The organism is Actinomycetospora chlora, assembly GCF_039542135.1.
GTDB classification, from domain to species: Bacteria; Actinomycetota; Actinomycetes; order Mycobacteriales; family Pseudonocardiaceae; genus Actinomycetospora; species Actinomycetospora chlora.
In genome coordinates, this window is the sequence record NZ_BAABHO010000028.1 from 1 (window position 1) to 16,327 (window position 16,327).

At 73.0% G+C, this 16,327-nt stretch carries 14 protein-coding genes; 11 read left to right on the top strand and 3 right to left on the bottom strand.

Going from position 1 to position 16,327, the window contains the following annotated elements:
• From ABD994_RS17520 to ABD994_RS17560, 9 genes are all read left to right on the top strand, one after another.
• Window positions 1-1,052 (top strand): molybdopterin dinucleotide binding domain-containing protein (locus ABD994_RS17520; RefSeq protein ID WP_345417586.1); only part of this gene is annotated, 1,052 nt, incomplete at its 5' end.
• Complete coding sequence (gene nuoH, locus ABD994_RS17525; protein ID WP_345417589.1) at window positions 1,049-2,359, top strand: NADH-quinone oxidoreductase subunit NuoH; 1,311 nt, start codon at window positions 1,049-1,051, stop codon at window positions 2,357-2,359. The genes ABD994_RS17520 and nuoH, both read left to right, overlap by 4 nt.
• Window positions 2,359-2,997, top strand: coding sequence for an NADH-quinone oxidoreductase subunit NuoI (gene nuoI, locus ABD994_RS17530; RefSeq protein ID WP_345417592.1), 639 nt, complete (start codon window positions 2,359-2,361; stop codon window positions 2,995-2,997). Before nuoH ends, nuoI begins: the two co-directional genes overlap by 1 nt.
• Before the next feature lie 41 nt (window positions 2,998-3,038).
• The gene (locus ABD994_RS17535; RefSeq protein WP_345417794.1) at window positions 3,039-3,905 is read left to right on the top strand and encodes an NADH-quinone oxidoreductase subunit J; all 867 of its coding nucleotides are present in this window, start codon (window positions 3,039-3,041) and stop codon (window positions 3,903-3,905) included.
• Entirely contained in the window at window positions 3,902-4,201 is a 300-nt protein-coding gene (gene nuoK / locus ABD994_RS17540) for an NADH-quinone oxidoreductase subunit NuoK (protein ID WP_274190868.1), read from the top strand. Before ABD994_RS17535 ends, nuoK begins: the two co-directional genes overlap by 4 nt.
• Window positions 4,202-4,229: 28 nt before the next feature.
• Entirely contained in the window at window positions 4,230-6,218 is a 1,989-nt protein-coding gene (gene nuoL, locus ABD994_RS17545) for an NADH-quinone oxidoreductase subunit L (protein ID WP_345417797.1), read from the top strand.
• A complete protein-coding gene (locus ABD994_RS17550) occupies window positions 6,215-7,876 on the top strand; it encodes an NADH-quinone oxidoreductase subunit M (RefSeq protein ID WP_345417595.1) in 1,662 nt (553 codons plus the stop codon). Before nuoL ends, ABD994_RS17550 begins: the two co-directional genes overlap by 4 nt.
• Window positions 7,873-9,513, top strand: coding sequence for an NADH-quinone oxidoreductase subunit NuoN (gene nuoN / locus ABD994_RS17555; RefSeq protein WP_345417598.1), 1,641 nt, complete (start codon window positions 7,873-7,875; stop codon window positions 9,511-9,513). Before ABD994_RS17550 ends, nuoN begins: the two co-directional genes overlap by 4 nt.
• Window positions 9,513-10,523 (top strand): polyprenyl synthetase family protein, encoded by a 1,011-nt coding sequence (locus tag ABD994_RS17560; RefSeq protein ID WP_345417601.1) that lies wholly within the window; start codon window positions 9,513-9,515, stop codon window positions 10,521-10,523. The genes nuoN and ABD994_RS17560 overlap by 1 nt, the downstream gene beginning before the upstream one ends.
• A gap of 6 nt (window positions 10,524-10,529) precedes the next feature.
• Here ABD994_RS17560 and ABD994_RS17565 read toward each other — a convergent pair whose 3' ends face one another.
• Genes ABD994_RS17565 through ABD994_RS17575 form a run of 3 tightly spaced genes read right to left on the bottom strand, consistent with a single transcriptional unit; the run spans window position 10,530 to window position 14,115 of the window.
• Window positions 10,530-12,941 carry a tetratricopeptide repeat protein gene (locus tag ABD994_RS17565; RefSeq protein ID WP_345417604.1) on the bottom strand — a complete coding sequence of 804 codons (2,412 nt, stop codon included), beginning with the start codon at window positions 12,939-12,941 and terminating at the stop codon, window positions 10,530-10,532.
• Window positions 12,938-13,546, bottom strand: coding sequence for a hypothetical protein (locus ABD994_RS17570; RefSeq protein ID WP_345417606.1), 609 nt, complete (start codon window positions 13,544-13,546; stop codon window positions 12,938-12,940). Before ABD994_RS17570 ends, ABD994_RS17565 begins: the two co-directional genes overlap by 4 nt.
• 14 nt (window positions 13,547-13,560) lie before the next feature.
• A complete protein-coding gene (locus ABD994_RS17575; RefSeq protein WP_345417609.1) occupies window positions 13,561-14,115 on the bottom strand; it encodes a hypothetical protein in 555 nt (184 codons plus the stop codon).
• Between the two features lie 253 nt (window positions 14,116-14,368).
• Here ABD994_RS17575 and ABD994_RS17580 point away from each other — a divergent pair, with 253 nt between their 5' ends.
• Window positions 14,369-15,286 (top strand): helix-turn-helix domain-containing protein, encoded by a 918-nt coding sequence (locus tag ABD994_RS17580; protein ID WP_345417612.1) that lies wholly within the window; start codon window positions 14,369-14,371, stop codon window positions 15,284-15,286.
• On the top strand, window positions 15,283-16,305 hold the full coding sequence (locus ABD994_RS17585) for a hypothetical protein (RefSeq protein ID WP_345417615.1): 1,023 nt from the start codon (window positions 15,283-15,285) through the stop codon (window positions 16,303-16,305). The genes ABD994_RS17580 and ABD994_RS17585 overlap by 4 nt, the downstream gene beginning before the upstream one ends.
• The last annotated feature ends 22 nt before the right edge of the window (window positions 16,306-16,327 follow it).

Genomic DNA, 16,327 nt, shown 5'->3' on the forward strand with positions numbered 1-16,327 from the left:
GGGCGGTCGACGCCGGCGCGCTGCCGACCCTGCTGCCCGGCGGCCGCCCGCTCGACGACGTGGACCGCGCGCAGCTGGCGTCGTCGTGGGGCCTCGCCGAGGGCACCGAGCTGCCCGCCGCCCCGGGCCGCGACACCGCCGCGATCCTGCGGGCCGCCGCGTCCGGCGAGCTCGCGGGCCTGGTCGTCGGCGGCGTCGAGCTCGCCGACCTGCCCGACCCCGCGCTCGCCCGGCGGGCGCTGGAGGCGGCCGACGTCGTCGTCAGCCTCGAGCAGACCACCTCCGAGGTCACGCGGTACGCCGACGTCGTCCTCCCGGTGGCGCCCGTCATCAACAAGTCGGGCACCTTCCGCAACTGGGAGGGCCGCGACCGCCGCTTCGCCACGACGATCGACCCGTCCGGCGGGTCGGCCGGCCACGTCGGCGGGCGCGCGGCGATCACGCTGCCCGACTGCCGGGTGCTCGACACCCTGGCCGTCGAGATGGACGTCGACCTGTTCACGCAGACCCCGGAGGCCGCGGCCGCCGAGCTCGCGCGGATCGGGATCGGCCGTCCGGCGCAGGTCGGTCCGGTGCGCGGCCCGGAGCACCCGGACCGTCCCGCGGACCACCACGCGGCGCTGCTCGTCACCGAGGAGTACCTGGTGGCCTCGCCGTCGGGGGTCACCGAGGTCGACGTGTCCTACGTCGTCGAGGTGCCCGAGGAGCGGGACCGGGGGCTCCGCCTCGCCACCTGGCGCCAGCTCCTCGACGGCGGTGCCCTGCTCGCCGACGAGCCCGAGCTCGCCGGCACCGCCCGCCCGCCGAAGATCCGGCTGGCGCCGGCGACGGCGCGGCGGCTCGGCCTCGCCGAGGACGACGTCGCCACGATCGCGGGCCCGCGCGGCGAGCTCCACCTGGCCGTCGAGCTCACCGACCTGCCCGAGGACGTCGTCTGGGCCCCGGCCCGGGTGGTCGAGCCGGGCGGTCCCGTCACGCTGGCCGGTCTCGGCCTCACCCACGGGGGTCCGGTCCGCGTGACCAGCCCCTCCCACCCCGGGAGTGCTGTGTGAGCCCTGTTCCCCCGCCGGGGTACTACCAGACCCTGATCGCGGACGACCCGTTCTGGCTGACCCTGATCAAGGTCGTCGTCATCTTCGCCGGCCTCATGGTCATGACGCTGTTCATGATCTGGTTCGAGCGCCGGGTCGTGGGTCGCATGCAGCAGCGGCCGGGCCCGAACTGGAACGGCCCGTTCGGCCTGCTCCAGTCGCTGGCCGACGGGCTGAAGCTCGCGTTCAAGGAGGACATCCGCCCGGTCCTCGCGGACAAGGCGGTGTTCTTCATCGCGCCGGTGCTCTCGGTGGTGCCGGCGTTCGTGGCGTGGTCGGTGATCCCGCTCGGGCCCGAGGTCTCGATCTTCGGTGAGCGCACCGCCCTGCAGCTGACCGACCTGCCCGTCGGCGTCCTCGTGGTGCTGGCCTGCTCGTCGATCGGCGTCTACGGCATCGTGCTGGCGGGCTGGGCGTCCGGCTCGCCGTACCCGCTGCTCGGCAGCCTGCGCAGCGCCGCCCAGGTGATCTCCTACGAGCTCGCGCTCGGCCTCTCGATCATCGCGGTGGTGCTCTACTCCGGCTCGCTCTCGACCGCGGACATCGTCTCCGCGCAGGAGGGCGGCTGGTACGTCTGGCTGCTGCCGGTCAGCTTCCTGATCTTCGCGGTGTCGATGGTCGGTGAGACCAACCGCGCGCCGTTCGACCTGCCCGAGGCCGAGTCCGAGCTGGTCGGCGGCTTCCACACCGAGTACTCGTCGCTGAAGTTCGCGCTCTTCTTCCTCGCCGAGTACGTCAACATGGTCACGCTCTCGGCGGTGGCCACGACGCTGTTCCTCGGCGGGTGGCGCGCCCCGTGGCCGCTCTCGCTGTGGGCGGGCGCCAACGAGGGCTGGTTCCCGCTGATCTGGTTCCTCGGCAAGACGATGGTGTTCCTCTTCGTCTACGTCTGGCTGCGCGGGACGCTGCCCCGCCAGCGCTATGACCAGTTCATGCGGCTCGGCTGGAAGCTGCTCATCCCGGTCAGCCTGGTGTGGCTGATGCTCGTGGCCACCCTGCGCGTGCTGCGCGCCGAGCTGACCACCGGCCAGATCCTCATCGTGGGCGGCGTCGCGCTCGTGCTGCTCGTCGGCGCGGCCCTGCTGCTGCCCGACCAGCCGGCACCGGAGGAGGATCCCGAGCCGCCGGTGGCCGCCGACTACCCCGTACCGCCGCTCGACCTCACGGTCCCGCCCACCCCGAAGCGCCGCCGCCGTGCCGTCACGACGTCGCCGGACAAGGACGGCGAGACCGTGGGCGCCGGGGCGAGCCGGGAAGGAGATTCCTGATGGGCATGTTCGACGGGATCGCCGGGTTCGGCGTGACCTTCGGGACGATGTTCCGCAAGGTCGTCACCGAGGACTACCCCCGGGTGAAGAAGGTGACCGCCCCGCGCTACCACGGGCGCCACCAGCTCAACCGCCACCCGGACGGCCTCGAGAAGTGCGTCGGCTGCGAGCTGTGCGCCTGGGCCTGCCCGGCCGACGCGATCTACGTCGAGGGCGGCGACAACACCGACGAGGAGCGCTACTCGCCGGGGGAGCGCTACGGCGCGATCTACCAGATCAACTACCTGCGCTGCATCGGCTGCGGGCTGTGCATCGAGGCGTGCCCGACGCGGTCGCTGACGATGACCAACGAGTACGAGCTCGCCGACGACGACCGCCAGGACCTGATCTACGACAAGGCGCGCCTGCTGGCCCCGCTGCTGCCGGGCATGGAGCAGCCGCCGCACCCGATGCGTCTCGGCGAGGACGAGCAGGACTACTACGTGCAGGGCCCGGAGATGGCCCGCCGCGGCGACGTCCAGGACGCGGTGCGCGACGAGGTCGCCATGGCCCCGTCGCGCGAGCCCGCGCCCCAGGACACGGTGTCGGCGCACGCGGTGGCGGACAGCGCCACGACCAGCACCGGGGAGACGCGGTGAGCGCGCTCCTGGCGGCCGCGCCGCTGACCGGCGGCGGGGAGATGAGCACCGGCGAGTCGGTGGTGTTCTGGATCCTCGGGCCGGTGGCGCTGGCCGGTGGCCTCGGCATGATCTTCAGCCGGAACGCCGTGCACTCGGCGCTGTGGCTGGTGCTGACGATGCTCTCGCTCGGCGTGCTCTACATGGTCCAGCAGGCGCCGTTCCTCGGCTTCACGCAGATCATCGTCTACACCGGCGCGATCATGATGCTGTTCGTGTTCGTGCTGATGATGGTCGGCCGCGACGCGTCGGACTCGGTCGTCGAGGTGCTGCGCGGGCAGCGGCTGGCGGCCGCGGTGCTCGGCGTCGGGCTGGGCGGACTGGCCGTCGCCGCCGTCGCCGAGACGCTCACCACCGTCGGGCCGGTCGGGCTCGGCCCGGGCTACGGCCCGGAGGCCCGCGGCAACGTCCAGGCGCTCGGCACGAGCATCTTCCGCGACTACCTGCTGCCCTTCGAGCTGACCTCGGCGCTGCTCATCACCGCCGCGGTCGGCGCGATGGTCTACACGTTCGCGGGCCGGGCCCGCCGCGCCACCCCGAGCCAGAAGGAGCGGGTGGTCGAGCGGCTCCGTGGCCCGCTGAGCGGGTACGGCTCGCGGTCGGGTCCCGGCGTGTTCGCCACCGCCGACTCGGTGGCCACGCCCGCGCTGCTGCCCGACGGCTCGGTGGCACCGGCGTCCCTGTCGAGCATCATCGAGGCGACGCGCCGCGAGCGCCTCGACACCGACATCGCCGACGTGCGCTCCGACACCGGCCCCGCGAGCGGGGTCGACGCCCGGGCGCTGACGGGTCACGCCGACGGTGACGGCGACCGGGTCGGCAGCACCCACGACCGGCTGGGCGAGGACGAGAGCGAGGGCGCGCGATGAGCCCCACGATCTACCTGCTGCTCTCCGCGCTGCTGTTCGCGATCGGCGCCGTCGGCGTGCTGGTGCGGCGCAACGCGATCGTCGTGTTCATGTGCATCGAGCTCATGCTCAACGCGGTGAACCTGACGCTCGTCACGTTCTCCCGCATCAACGGCTCCCTCGGCGGCCAGATCATGGCCTTCTTCGTCATGGTCGTCGCCGCGGCCGAGGTCGTCGTCGGTCTCTCGATCATCATGGCCATCTTCCGCACGCGCCGGACGACCTCGGTCGACGACGCCAACCTGCTCAAGTACTGACGGGGGTTCTCCAGTCGTGTCGACCTTGATGGCCGCCGCCCCGCTCCCCGAGGTGCTCCCCGCCGAGGGGGCCGCGGGCGTGGCCTGGCTGCTCGTCGCCCTGCCCGCGCTCGGGGCGCTGGTGCTGTTCGTGGGCGGGCGGCGCACCGACCGCTGGGGCCACCTGCTCGGCGTCGCCACCGTCGTCGCGTCGTTCGTCGTCGCCGCGGTGCTCTTCGCCGGCTCGCTGGCGCAGCCCGTCGAGGAGCGGGTGCGCGAGCTGCCGCTCTACGACTGGTTCGCCGTCGGCGCGCTGAACGTGGAGTTCGGGCTGCGGATCGACCCGCTGTCGATCACGTTCGCGCTGCTCATCACCGGCGTCGGCTCGCTGATCCACATCTACTCCGTGGGCTACATGTCCCACGACCCGGAGCGGCGCAAGTTCTTCGCGCAGCTCAACCTGTTCGTCGCCGCGATGCTCGTGCTGGTGCTCGGCAACGGGTTCGTGACGCTCTACCTCGGCTGGGAGGGCGTGGGTCTCGCGTCCTACCTGCTCATCGGCTTCTACACGGGGCGCCGGACCGCGGGCAGCGCGGCCAAGAAGGCGTTCCTCATGAACCGCGTCGGTGACGTGGGGCTCGCGCTGGCGATCTTCATCCTGTTCCTGGACCTCGGCACCACCCAGTACGCCGAGGTGTTCGCCCGCGCCGGGGAGCTCTCCCCGGGCTCGCTCACCGCGATCACGCTGCTCCTGCTGCTCGGCGCGTGCGGCAAGTCGGGCCAGTTCCCGCTGCAGGCGTGGCTCCCGGACGCCATGGAGGGCCCGACCCCGGTGTCGGCCCTCATCCACGCGGCCACGATGGTCACCGCCGGCGTCTACCTCATCGCCCGCGCGAACCCGCTCTACGACCTCGCGCCCGTGGGCCAGCTCGTGGTGACGATCGTCGGCGCGATCACGCTGGTGCTGGGCGCGATCATCGGGTGCGCCTACGACGACATCAAGAAGGTCCTGGCGTACTCCACGGTCAGCCAGATCGGCTACATGATGCTGGCCGTCGGGCTCGGCCCGGTCGGCTACGCCGCGGCGCTGGCCCACCTGCTCGCGCACGGCTTCTTCAAGGCCGGGCTGTTCCTCGGCGCCGGCTCGGTGATGCACGGGATGGCCGACGAGACCGACATGCGCCGCTTCGGCGGGCTGTGGCGCCACATGCCGGTGACGTTCTGGACGTTCACCTTCGGCTACCTGGCGCTGATCGGCTTCCCGTTCCTGTCCGGCTACTTCACCAAGGACCTCATCATCGAGGCCTCGCTGACCGCCGGGCCGGTCGCCGGCTGGATCTTCGGCGTGGCCGCGCTGCTCGCCGCCGGGCTCACCGCGTTCTACATGACGCGCCTGATGCTCATGACCTTCTTCGGGCCCGAGCGCTGGCGCGACCTGCACCCGCGGCGCATCGACCCGTCCGACCTCGAGGACCCGCCGGAGCACTACCACCCGCACGAGTCGGCGTCGTCGATGACCGTGCCGATGATGCTGCTGGCCGTCGGGTCGATCGGCGCCGGCGCGTTCCTCGTCCTCGGCGAGCGCCTGGCCGACTACCTGGAGCCCTCGATCGGCGCGTTCGTCGAGCCCGCGGAGCTCCCGGCGGTCTTCCCGACCGGCCTGGTGCCGGTGTTCGCGTCGATCCTCATGGTGGCCGGCGCCGGCGCCGCCTACCTCGCGGTGGGCCGGCGGCCGGTGCCCGTCGAGCGCCCGCAGCGGGTCAGCCTGCCGGTGCGCGCCGCGCGGGCCGACCTCTTCGCCAACGCGATCAACGAGGGCCTCATCGCCCGGCCGGGCATCTGGCTGTCCCGCGCGCTGGTCTACCTCGACAACCGCGGCGTGGACGGCGCGGTCAACGGCACCGCCGCCCTGCTCGGCGGGTCGTCGGGCCGGCTGCGGCGCACGCAGACCGGCTTCGTCCGCTCCTACGCCCTGACCATCCTGGGAGGCTCCGTCGTGCTCGTCGCGGCCCTGCTCACCGTGGGCGCCTTCTCGTGAGCGCGCTGCTGCTCGCCCTGCTGCTGGTCCCGCTCGTCGGGGCCGCGGTCTGCGGCGCCATGGCCACCCGCGAGCACCTCGACCGCGCCGGCAAGCTCGTCGGGCTCGGGTTCTCGGCGGTCTCGCTCGTGCTCGTCGCCGTGGTGTGGGCGCTGTTCCGCACCGGGCCGGGGACGCCGCGGTTCCAGTTCGAGCTCGCCGTCGACTGGATCCCGGCGTTCGGCACCCGCTTCGCGCTCGGGCTCGACGGCATCGCGCTGACGATGATCGCGCTGCTCGCCGTGCTCGTGCCGATCGTGCTCGGGTTCGCGTGGGCCGAGAAGCTCCCGCCCGGGCGCACCGGAGCCGGGTTCACCGCGCTGATGCTGGCCACGCAGGGCGTGCTCGTCGGGGTCTTCGCGGCCACCGACGTGTTCCTGTTCTACGTGCTGTTCGAGGCGATGCTCATCCCGATGTACTTCCTCATCGGGCGCTTCGGCGGGCCGCGCCGCCAGTACGCGGCGGTGAAGTTCTTCCTGTACTCGTTCCTCGGCGGCCTCATCATGCTGGCCTCGGTGATCGGGCTCTTCGTGGCCAGCGAGTCGCGGCTGGGGCAGGGCACGTTCGACTGGGCGGCGCTGCAGCAGATGGCCGGGCAGCTGCCGCTGTCCACCCAGATCCCGCTCTTCCTGGGGTTCTTCGCCGCGTTCGCGATCAAGGCGCCGCTGGTGCCGCTGCACACGTGGCTGCCCGACGCCGGTGCCGAGGCGCCGGTCGCGGGCGGCGTGATCCTCGTCGGCCTGCTCGACAAGGTCGGCGTGTTCGGGTTCCTGCGCTACACGCTGCCGCTGTTCCCGGCGGCGTCGCGGGAGCTCGCCCCGCTCGTGCTCACGCTCGCGGTCATCGGGGTGCTCTACGGCGCGCTGCTCGCCGCGGCCCAGACCGACATGAAGCGCTTCGTGGCGTACACCTCGATCGCGCACTTCGGCTTCATCGCGCTCGGCATCTTCGCCTTCAGCTCGCAGGCGATCGCCGGCTCGGCGCTCTACATGGTCAACCACGGCATCTCGACGGCGATGCTCTTCCTCGCCGTCGGCCTGCTGATCCGCCGCGGCGGCACCGCGTCGATGACCGAGTACGGCGGTGTCGCGCGGATCGCGCCGCTGCTCGCGGGGCTGTTCCTCATCGCGGGCCTCTCGACGCTCTCGCTGCCCGGCACCAACTCGTTCGTCAGCGAGTTCCTCGTGCTCATCGGCGCGTTCCCGAACCGGCCGGTGTTCACCGTCATCGCGACCGTCGGGATCATCTTCGCCGCGCTCTACGTGCTCTGGGTCTACCAGCGGGTGTTCACCGGCCCGGTGCGCGGCGCCGCGGTGGTCGGTGACGGGCCGGGTGCGGCGTCGGCGGCGGCGCTCGGCGGCGGCGGCTCGGGTGACGCCACCGGCGACGTGCAGACCGCCGACGACTCCGCGGCCCGCCGCACCACGGGCCGCTTCGGTGACCTCACCCGCGCCGAGGTCGCCATCATGACCCCGCTCGTCGCCCTCGTCCTCGTGCTCGGCTTCTTCCCGGGCCCCGTCCTCGCGGTCCTCGAGCCGGCGGTGTCGGCGACGATGTCCGAGGTCGGCGTCCCCGACCCGGTGGCCCCGGCCGCCCCGACCACCGGAGTCCCGCGATGACCGCGCCCGCGTTCCCGTCGGTCGACTACGGCGCCCTCGCGCCGGTCCTCATCGTGCTCGCCGCGGCGTGCCTGTCCGTGCTGCTCGAGGCGATCATGCCGCTGCGCGGCCGCAGCCGGGCCCAGCTCGGGCTGACCCTCGTCGCCGTCGTCCTGGCGCTCCTGGCCGTCGTCGTCCGCGCGACCTCGGGTGCTCCCGGGGTGACGACGCTGGCCGGCGCGCTCGCCGTCGACGGCCCGTCGCTGTTCCTGTGGGGCACGCTGCTCGCCCTCGCGGTGCCCTCGGTGCTGCTGCTCGCCGACCGCTCGATCGAGGCCGGCGGCGCGTTCGTCGCCGACCCGGTGGCGCTGGGCGAGGCGGAGGCCTACGAGAAGGCGCGCGAGCGCGTCTCGGCCGGTGCGCGCGGTGGCTCGCCGGGCTCCGCGGGCGGCGGTGGCCGGGACGGCCAGCGGGGCCGGGGCGGCCGCTCCGGACGCGGCGGCGAGGCCGTCGAGGGCCACACCGAGGTCTACCCGCTGACGCTGTTCGCGCTCGGCGGCATGCTCGTGTTCTGCGCGGCCGACGACCTGCTGACGATGTTCGTCGCGCTCGAGGTGCTCAGCCTGCCGCTGTACCTGCTGTGCGGGCTCGCGCGGCGCCGGCGGCTGATGAGCCAGGAGTCGGCGGTCAAGTACTTCCTGCTCGGCGCGTTCTCCTCGGCGTTCTTCCTCTACGGCCTGGCGCTGCTCTACGGCTACGCGGACTCGGTGAAGCTCTCCGACATCTCGCTGGCCGCGGCCGGCTCGCTGCGCCCGGACTCGCTGCTGTTCGGCGGGCTGGCGCTGCTGGTGGTCGGGCTGATGTTCAAGGCGTCGGTGGGCCCGTTCCACACCTGGACGCCCGACGTCTACCAGGGCGCGCCGACGTCGGTCACCGCCTTCATGGCCGCCTGCACCAAGGTCGCGGCCTTCGGCGCGATCCTGCGCGTGTTCACCGTCGCGTTCGGCTCGACGGTGTGGGAGTGGCGCGGCGTGCTGTGGGTCGTCGCGATCGTGTCGATGGTGATCGGGGCCGTGCTGGGCCTGACCCAGACCGACGTCAAGCGCATGATCGCCTACTCGTCGGTGGCGCACGCCGGCTTCCTGCTGCTGGGCGCCATGGCCGTGACGCCGGCCGGGCTGTCGGCGACGCTGTTCTACCTGCTGGCCTACGGGTTCACGACGGTCGCGCTGTTCGGTCTCGTGTCGCTGGTCCGCGGGCCGGACGGGGAGGCGACGCACCTCTCGGCGTACGCCGGGCTCGGCAGGCGCTCGCCGGTGGTCGCCGCGGCGGTGACGTTCCTCATGCTGGCGCTGGCCGGTGTCCCGCTCACCAGTGGCTTCACGGCCAAGTTCGCGGTGTTCTCCGCGGCCCTGGCCGACGGCATGGCGCCGCTGGTCATCGTGGCCCTGGTGGTCAGCGCGGTGGCGGCGTTCTTCTACCTGCGCCTGATCGTGCTCATGTACTTCTCCGAGCCCGCTGCGGACGGTCCGACCGTCTCCGTGCCTGGCCCGTTCACGACGGTGGCGATCACACTGGGGGTCGTGGTGACCCTGCTGCTCGGCGTCGTGCCGACCGCCGTCCTCGGGTGGGCCGACGGCCTGTCCTTCCTCGGCTGATGACCGGCCCCCAACTGACCCAGGTCGCCGGGCTGCCGATCCCGGACCCCGAGCTCGCCGCGGCCGTGAGCGACGGCCTCGAGCGCGTCGAGGACCTGCTGCGCCGGGAGGTGCACAGCGACTACCGGTTCGTCACCGACACGTCGCTGCACCTCATCGAGGCCGGCGGGAAGCGGTTCCGCCCGCTGCTGACGCTGCTCGCCGCGCAGCTCGCCGGCGGGACCTCCGAGGACGTCGTCGTCGCGGCGACGTCGGTGGAGCTCGTGCACCTGGCGACGCTGTACCACGACGACGTCATGGACGAGGCGACGATGCGCCGGGGCGCGGAGAGCGCCAACCACCGGTGGGACAACACCGTCGCGATCCTCACCGGCGACTACCTGTTCGCCCACGCCTCGCGGCTGGTCTCGCAGCTCGGGCCGGACGCGGTGCGGATCATCGCCGAGACGTTCGCCGAGCTCGTCACCGGCCAGATGCGCGAGACCCGCGGGCCGCGCGAGGGCGAGGACGCCGTCGAGCACTACCTGGCGGTGGTGGCCGAGAAGACGGGCTCGCTGATCGCGACCTCGGGGCGCTTCGGGGCGATGTTCGCGGGCGCCCCGCCCGAGCACGTGACGGCGATGAGTCGCTTCGGCGAGATCATCGGCACCGCGTTCCAGGTGTCCGACGACATCATCGACATCGCCTCGCCGTCCGGGGACTCGGGCAAGACCCCGGGCACCGACCTGCGCGAGGGCGTCGCGACGCTTCCGGTGCTCTACACGCTCGCCGGCGACGGCCCCGAGGTGGCGCGCCTGCGGGCCCTGGGCGTCGGCAGCCGCGAGCTGGTCGACGACGAGGTGGACGAGGCGCTCGAGCTGCTGCGGGGCTCCGCGGGGCTGCGGGAGGCCCGGGCCGCGCTCGACGCCCGCGCCGACGCCGCCCGCGCCGAGCTCGCGGCCCTGCCCGACGGCCCCGCCCGCCGCGCCCTGGCGAACCTCCTCGACTACACCGTCGAACGCATCGGCTGAGCCCGCTCACGGGCGGGGGCGGTCGGTGGTCGGGACACCGATGGCGCGCTCCAGCTCGTGGGCGAGGTCGTCCCAGAAGGCCGCCGCGACGGCGTGTTCGATCGCCGAACCGGACGCGACGGGCAGGTGCTCGGCCGTCGCGATCCTGTCGTCGAGGACGACCCAGACCGCGTCGCGCGCGTCCATGACCGTCGTGACGAGGACGTGTTCCGGGCCGTCGGCAGGGGTGGCCCTGTCGTCGCGCCCGCCGGTGTCTCCGCTGCGGCGACGCAGGACCGGGTCGTCGCCGGGATGCGGGAGCGCGCTCGTCGGTGCGGGACGGTCGCCGGCGGCCGCCGCGGCCCGTGCCGCGCCGATCAGCGCCGCGCGGGTCGGCCAGTGCCGCGGATTGCGCACGTAGTCACCGGCGAGGGCGAGCGCGACGGCCTCGTCGCGGTGCGCCGCCGCGTCGGAGCCGTCACCGGGACCGCCCGCCCTCCACGTCCCGGCGCGAGCGCGGCAGAAGCCGGCCATCACCCGCAGGACGTGGTGCGAGATGACCAGGGGCAGCAGCCGGTCCTCAGGGGTGACGATGCGCGTACCGCGGTCCGGCAGGTGCCGGGCCAGGAAGTCGTGGAACTCCGGCGTGGCCCGGAGCGGGTTCAGGTCGGGATCCCCGGCCGACAGCCACTGCGCATACCGGCCGACATACCCGCTGTCGGTCGTGGTGACCGCCCGCTCGAGGTGACGCACCGCCTGGAGCGCCAACTTGTGGCGCTGCCGCCGCGCGGTCGCGTCGTCGCCCGTCCACCCCCGCAACGCCACCGCCACGACGCAGGCGGCGTTGTAGTACTCCTTCCACGAGCGCGTCCTCGCCGGTTTGAGCATCAGGTATCGGGCGATCTCGAGGTCGAGCCGCTCCGGGGACTTCGGCCACCGCCCCGGGCGGCGCCCGAGATCGGCGGTGGCGTCGTCGGTGTAGAGACGGGCCCAGATGCGCAGCAGGTTCAGCCCGGTCTGGGACACGATCATCCCGGGGCGACGCCGACCCTGCGACCACCGGTAGTCGTCGATGAGCGCGTCCGTCTCGGTGAGGGCCACGTACTGCACGAGGTGACGGAAGCGCTGCGGGCTCTCCCGCTCCAGGCGCTCGAGGGTCTGCCTCGGGGTCTCGTCCGTCCGGTGGTCGACCTCGTCGAGGACGTAGCGGACCGCGTACGAGCGCAACCAGATGCGCAGGCGGGCCCGCAAGGCTTCCCGCTCTGCGGCCCGGCGCGGGTTGCCGGGCCCGGACCCGGCCGCGGCGGTGTCCGCTTCTCCCGTCCGCCACTGGTGGACCAGCTGTTCGGCCGCCGCGAGACGCGACACCAGGCGGTAGCGGGCGATGAGGAGGGCGTCCGGCCCGTGCGGACTGCGGGCCCACCGCCGCGGGGGAGGCCCCGAGGTGTCGTCGTTGAGGAGCTGCCGCAGGCGGCGCCACAGCCTCCGGTCGTGCCACGACTCGACGGCGACGATGTCGGCGTACACCGCCGTGGCGTCGAGGAACAGACCGAGCTGCTCGTAGGCCTGGCCGAGCTGGATGCGCAGGTGGGGGTTGAGCGGATCGTGCTCCAGGGCGGCGTGCAGCGCCGCGAGCGCCTCGTCGTACTCGCGGTGGCGCAGGTGCTCGGTGGCCCGCTGGCTCTGGTGGAAGAGCTCGGTCGGCATCTCGAGCCCGTGCCACGCCCGCCACGGGGCCCGTGTGGAGAGCCGGCTCCGCGGGATGACGTACGCCCCGACGACGTGGGCGGCCCGCGTCGCGGCGCTGTGCCAGTCGTCGGCCCAGACCGTGCGCACGTCTCCGCGCCTGCTCGGCATCCGTGACACGTGCACCGACATGCCGCACCGCGCTCCGGCCGCGCCGGTCCGCAGCTGGACCGACACCCGGTAGGCGTGGCGCACCCGGAGCAGCGACGTCACCAGCGAGACGACGGTCGACACGGCGCTCTTCGGGTCGGTGAAGACGGTGCGGGCGTCGTCCAGGACGCCGTCGGAGGACGGCTCGTGGGGAACGGGTTCCGGGCTGGAGAGGCTCATGGCGGTGAGCACCTCGCGGAAGTCGGCCAGGATGTCCTCGGTGACGGCCCGCGCCGGCGTGCCCTGGAAGGAGGTGATGACGACCGGCCCGGGGCGGTCCGCGAGCCGGTCGTAGAGCATCCGGCGGGCGGCCAGCACCGCGGCCAGTGCGCTGAGCACGGCGAGCACGTCGAGCGCGCCGGTCACGGCCACGCCGGGGACGCCCGCCGTCGCCTCGGCGACGGCCGGCACGCGGGGGTGGACCGCCGCCACGGCGATCACGAGCCCGAGCACGAGCCAGACCGTGGCGAGGAGGGCCCAGGAGCGCGGGTGCGGGACGGTGACGCGGTCGGCCAGCGAGGTCGACCGGATGCCGGTGCTCATCGGTCACCGCCCCGTCGCCGCATCATGTGGCGTCGGGTGTACGCCGCCTCCCACCGCGAACGCCGTCGACGACGTTCGTCGGGCAGGCGGTCGTCGCGCTGCTCGGCTCGCCAGCGGTAGTAGATCGCCCGGTCGGCCTCCCTCACGGCGACCCAGTCGGCGACCCGGCGGGGGAGCAGGAAGATCGCCGCCGTCCCGACGGCCTCGGCGAGCGCCAGCCAGGACACCGCGTCGTGCAGCCCGGGGACGGCGAGGAAGGCGAGGAGCGCCGCCGACGCCCCGAAGACCTGACAGAGGCAGAGCAGCCCGACGGCACGACTCTGGCGCAGGGCCCAGAACGCGGCGGTCAGGACCACGCCGGCTGGGACACCGACGAGGCCGAGCCACCACGGGACCGCGACCCGCGCCGTGGCGCCGTCGAGCAGGAGGCTGCAGCAACAGGTGAGCAGCACGCCGATCCAGCAGCCGGCATAGGCGGCCACCCTCGCGCCGGGGGCGACGCGCCCGGCCCCGACCCACCCCGTGAGCACACCACCCACGAGGAGGGCCGGGACCACCACGCCCCGGGCGGAGACGACCGCCTGGTGGAGGTCGATCGGGTCCACGGGCTCCGCCGTCCTCAGCGCGAGGTCCGAGGACCACCGAACGGGCGCCGCCGCCACCGGCTGCCGAGGGGCAACCGGTGATGGCGGATGCGACCGGTCCGGCGTGCCGACGGCTGCCCGACAGGCGCCGGTGCGGGGCGTGTCGGCTCGACGGCGGGGCGGGCCGGGACATCCGGGGTGGGCACGGTCTCCGCCCCCACGTGCTCGACCAGCCAGATGGAGATCCATCCGCGGGCGAGGTCGGCGACGACCACGTCGTCCACCTCGTAGGCGCTCGCGAGGCGGCCGGCGAGGGCGCGGAAGTCCGCGGCCCGCTGGCCCGGACGCAGCTCCACAGACCACCGCGTCGGCGGGCCCAGGGTGATGGGCCCGACGAGCGGGGGATCCCAGGTGAGGATGCTGACGGGTGCGGCCGGCCCGGTCATGGTGTGCAGGCCGGTGTGGAACTCCATCCAGATGTTGCGGATGGCGATCCGGGCTCTGCTGGCCTGGCCGTCGTACTCCAGGCGATCGGCCCGCGTGGGGTGGGGTGGCAGGGGGAGTGGGGCCCAACGGTGGTGATCGACCATGCGTCACGCTCCTGCAGTGCTCGTCAGATGCTGTCCGGAGACCGCAGCCTCACGAGGTATGCTGAGCTGTCAGTCCGGCTGCGCTACTACCTAGTGTGGTGTGTGCGCCACCGGGCGAACATACCGCACATACTTTGACTACCGAACGACCTTGACCGGTTATGTCCACGTGGGACTCAACCAAGGAGGCGTTTGGAGCGTCGTATGATGCGCCGAGCTTGCTCGTGCACAACGTCAGAGAGGGGCAGGGGCCGTGTCCGAGCCGGACCTCAGCACGTTGGCCGGGCGCCTTCGCGAGCTGCGCGTGGCCGCGGGCCTCTCGGTACGGGAGCTGGCCGATCGAGCCGGCATCAGCGCGTCGTACCTGCGCGTGCTGGAGAACGGCGAGAACTCGAAGACGGGCAAGCCGTCCCGTCCCTCGAGTCAGCACGTCGAGCAGCTGGTCCGCGCGCTCGGCGAGGATGCCCAGGACCTGGCGGTGCTCGCCGGTCACGAGGGCGTCGTGGCCGCGCCCGCGTCGCCCCGCCCCCGACCGGCGAGCAACGTCCCGGAGCTGCTGGCTGATCTCCGGCAGGCGACGCGCGACCTGCCGAAGCGCTCGACGTTCATGTACGAGCGCGCGGTGGACCGGCTCCGCGAGTTCGACGCGGAGTTCAGGCTCCTGGCGGGCGGGACGTTGCAGTGCTCGTCGGAGGACGAGCCCTATGTCACCCAGCTCGCCGTCCGGTCCTGTCGGTCGCACCTGCGTGCGGTGAGCTACGAGGACCACGCCTGGTGGGGGCAGCCGCCGGGCGACATCTACCGCGACCACCACGTGAAGGCCCGCAGCGAGAACCCCGAGCTGGACATCACCCGGATCTTCCTGGTCGGACCGGGTGAGCGCGAGGCGCTCGCGTCGACGTTCCGCTGGCACCTCGAGCTCGGGATCCAGACCTACGTCCTCGACCTCGCGATGGTGCCCCGGCGACACCACGAGGACTTCGTCCTCTACGACGACACGCTCCTGCGCACGGCGGTCCCCGTCTCGGTCGACCGGAAGCAGGCCGAGTTCACCGACGACAAGGCCCGGATCATGGGCAAGATGGTCGACTTCGATGCCTTGCGTCGCCTCGCCGTCGACTCGGGGGCCCGGTTGACGGCGGCCGACGTCGACGGAGGTCCCGGCCGATGAGCGCGCCGGTTCTCGCTCCCGCCGCCTCGCCGCTCCCGGCCGAACCGTGTCCCGATGGGGTCGATCCCGACACCCCTTCGGCGTTGCGGATCGGGGTGGCCCCCGTCACGTCTCCGTCGATCGTTACGCTCCCGGCATCCGAGCTTGACCCGGTCGACGTCAGGACGCCCCTGGTGCCCGATGTGCGTGTGAGGACCCCGGTCCCCGACGTGCGCCGCGAGCGGTCCGGCGGCCCGGTCGTCGACGTCGAGTTCGCTCACCACTGCTGGCCCTGGTCGGAGCGGGGCACCGACTGGGAGATCGAGGCCACGAGCACCGTCGCGGCCGCGCTCGTGGCCTTCCTCAGGGGTACGGGTCTGACCGTCTCCACCAGCGTGCTCATCGATGACAAGAAGGTGGGTTCGCCGGGCGGAGACGACGGCTCGGAGCGGGTCGACTGGTGCCTGAAGAAGCTGAACGTCGATCGCGTGATGTGGGAGTCGCGGCTCGTCGAGCACCTCGACGCCGTCGAGCGGTCGTGCGCGCCGGGCAGCGCCGTCCCGGGCCGGATGCGCCGCCGCCTCGCGCGTCAGCACGAGCTCGCCTGCTCGCAGGACGTCGCCATCTGGCAGGCGTTGCGACTCGGGGCGTTCGCCGCGGAGGTGGATACGTGGGCCCCGTCGCCGGATCCCGGTGGCGACGTGGGCGCCGCCGACCTCGTGGAGCCGGCCGACATCGTCGTCACCGTGCTGCCGAGGCGTTACGAGGAGTACGAGCGGAAGGCCTACCACGAGAGCCTCCGGCCGTGGCTCGAGGCGACGCCGCTGGCGGAGACCCGTGGCCGCACCACCCTGCGCGGGCGGGCCTCGGGGCGGGAGGTCGTCCTGTGGGCGATCTTCCTGGATCCCCAGGAAGAGCTGGACGACGCGGCGCTCCAGGAGCTCGGCACGTCCGAGGCCGAGCAACTCGTGCACCATTTGCCACAGTCGACCCGGTGCTCACTCCGGCCTCGTCGGCTAACCTCCATGGCTGACGGGTAGGGCCCCACGGCGTCCCAGCGCG

Coding starts and splice junctions, on each gene's coding strand:
- ABD994_RS17585 (WP_345417615.1), top strand. CDS start 15,283: ATGAGCGCGCCGGTTCTCGCTCCCGCCGCCTCGCCGCTCCCGGCCGAA.
- nuoK (WP_274190868.1), top strand. CDS start 3,902: ATGAGCCCCACGATCTACCTGCTGCTCTCCGCGCTGCTGTTCGCGATC.
- nuoN (WP_345417598.1), top strand. CDS start 7,873: ATGACCGCGCCCGCGTTCCCGTCGGTCGACTACGGCGCCCTCGCGCCG.
- ABD994_RS17535 (WP_345417794.1), top strand. CDS start 3,039: ATGAGCACCGGCGAGTCGGTGGTGTTCTGGATCCTCGGGCCGGTGGCG.
- nuoI (WP_345417592.1), top strand. CDS start 2,359: ATGGGCATGTTCGACGGGATCGCCGGGTTCGGCGTGACCTTCGGGACG.
- ABD994_RS17575 (WP_345417609.1), bottom strand. CDS start 14,115: ATGGTCGATCACCACCGTTGGGCCCCACTCCCCCTGCCACCCCACCCC.
- ABD994_RS17565 (WP_345417604.1), bottom strand. CDS start 12,941: ATGAGCACCGGCATCCGGTCGACCTCGCTGGCCGACCGCGTCACCGTC.
- nuoL (WP_345417797.1), top strand. CDS start 4,230: ATGGCCGCCGCCCCGCTCCCCGAGGTGCTCCCCGCCGAGGGGGCCGCG.
- ABD994_RS17560 (WP_345417601.1), top strand. CDS start 9,513: ATGACCGGCCCCCAACTGACCCAGGTCGCCGGGCTGCCGATCCCGGAC.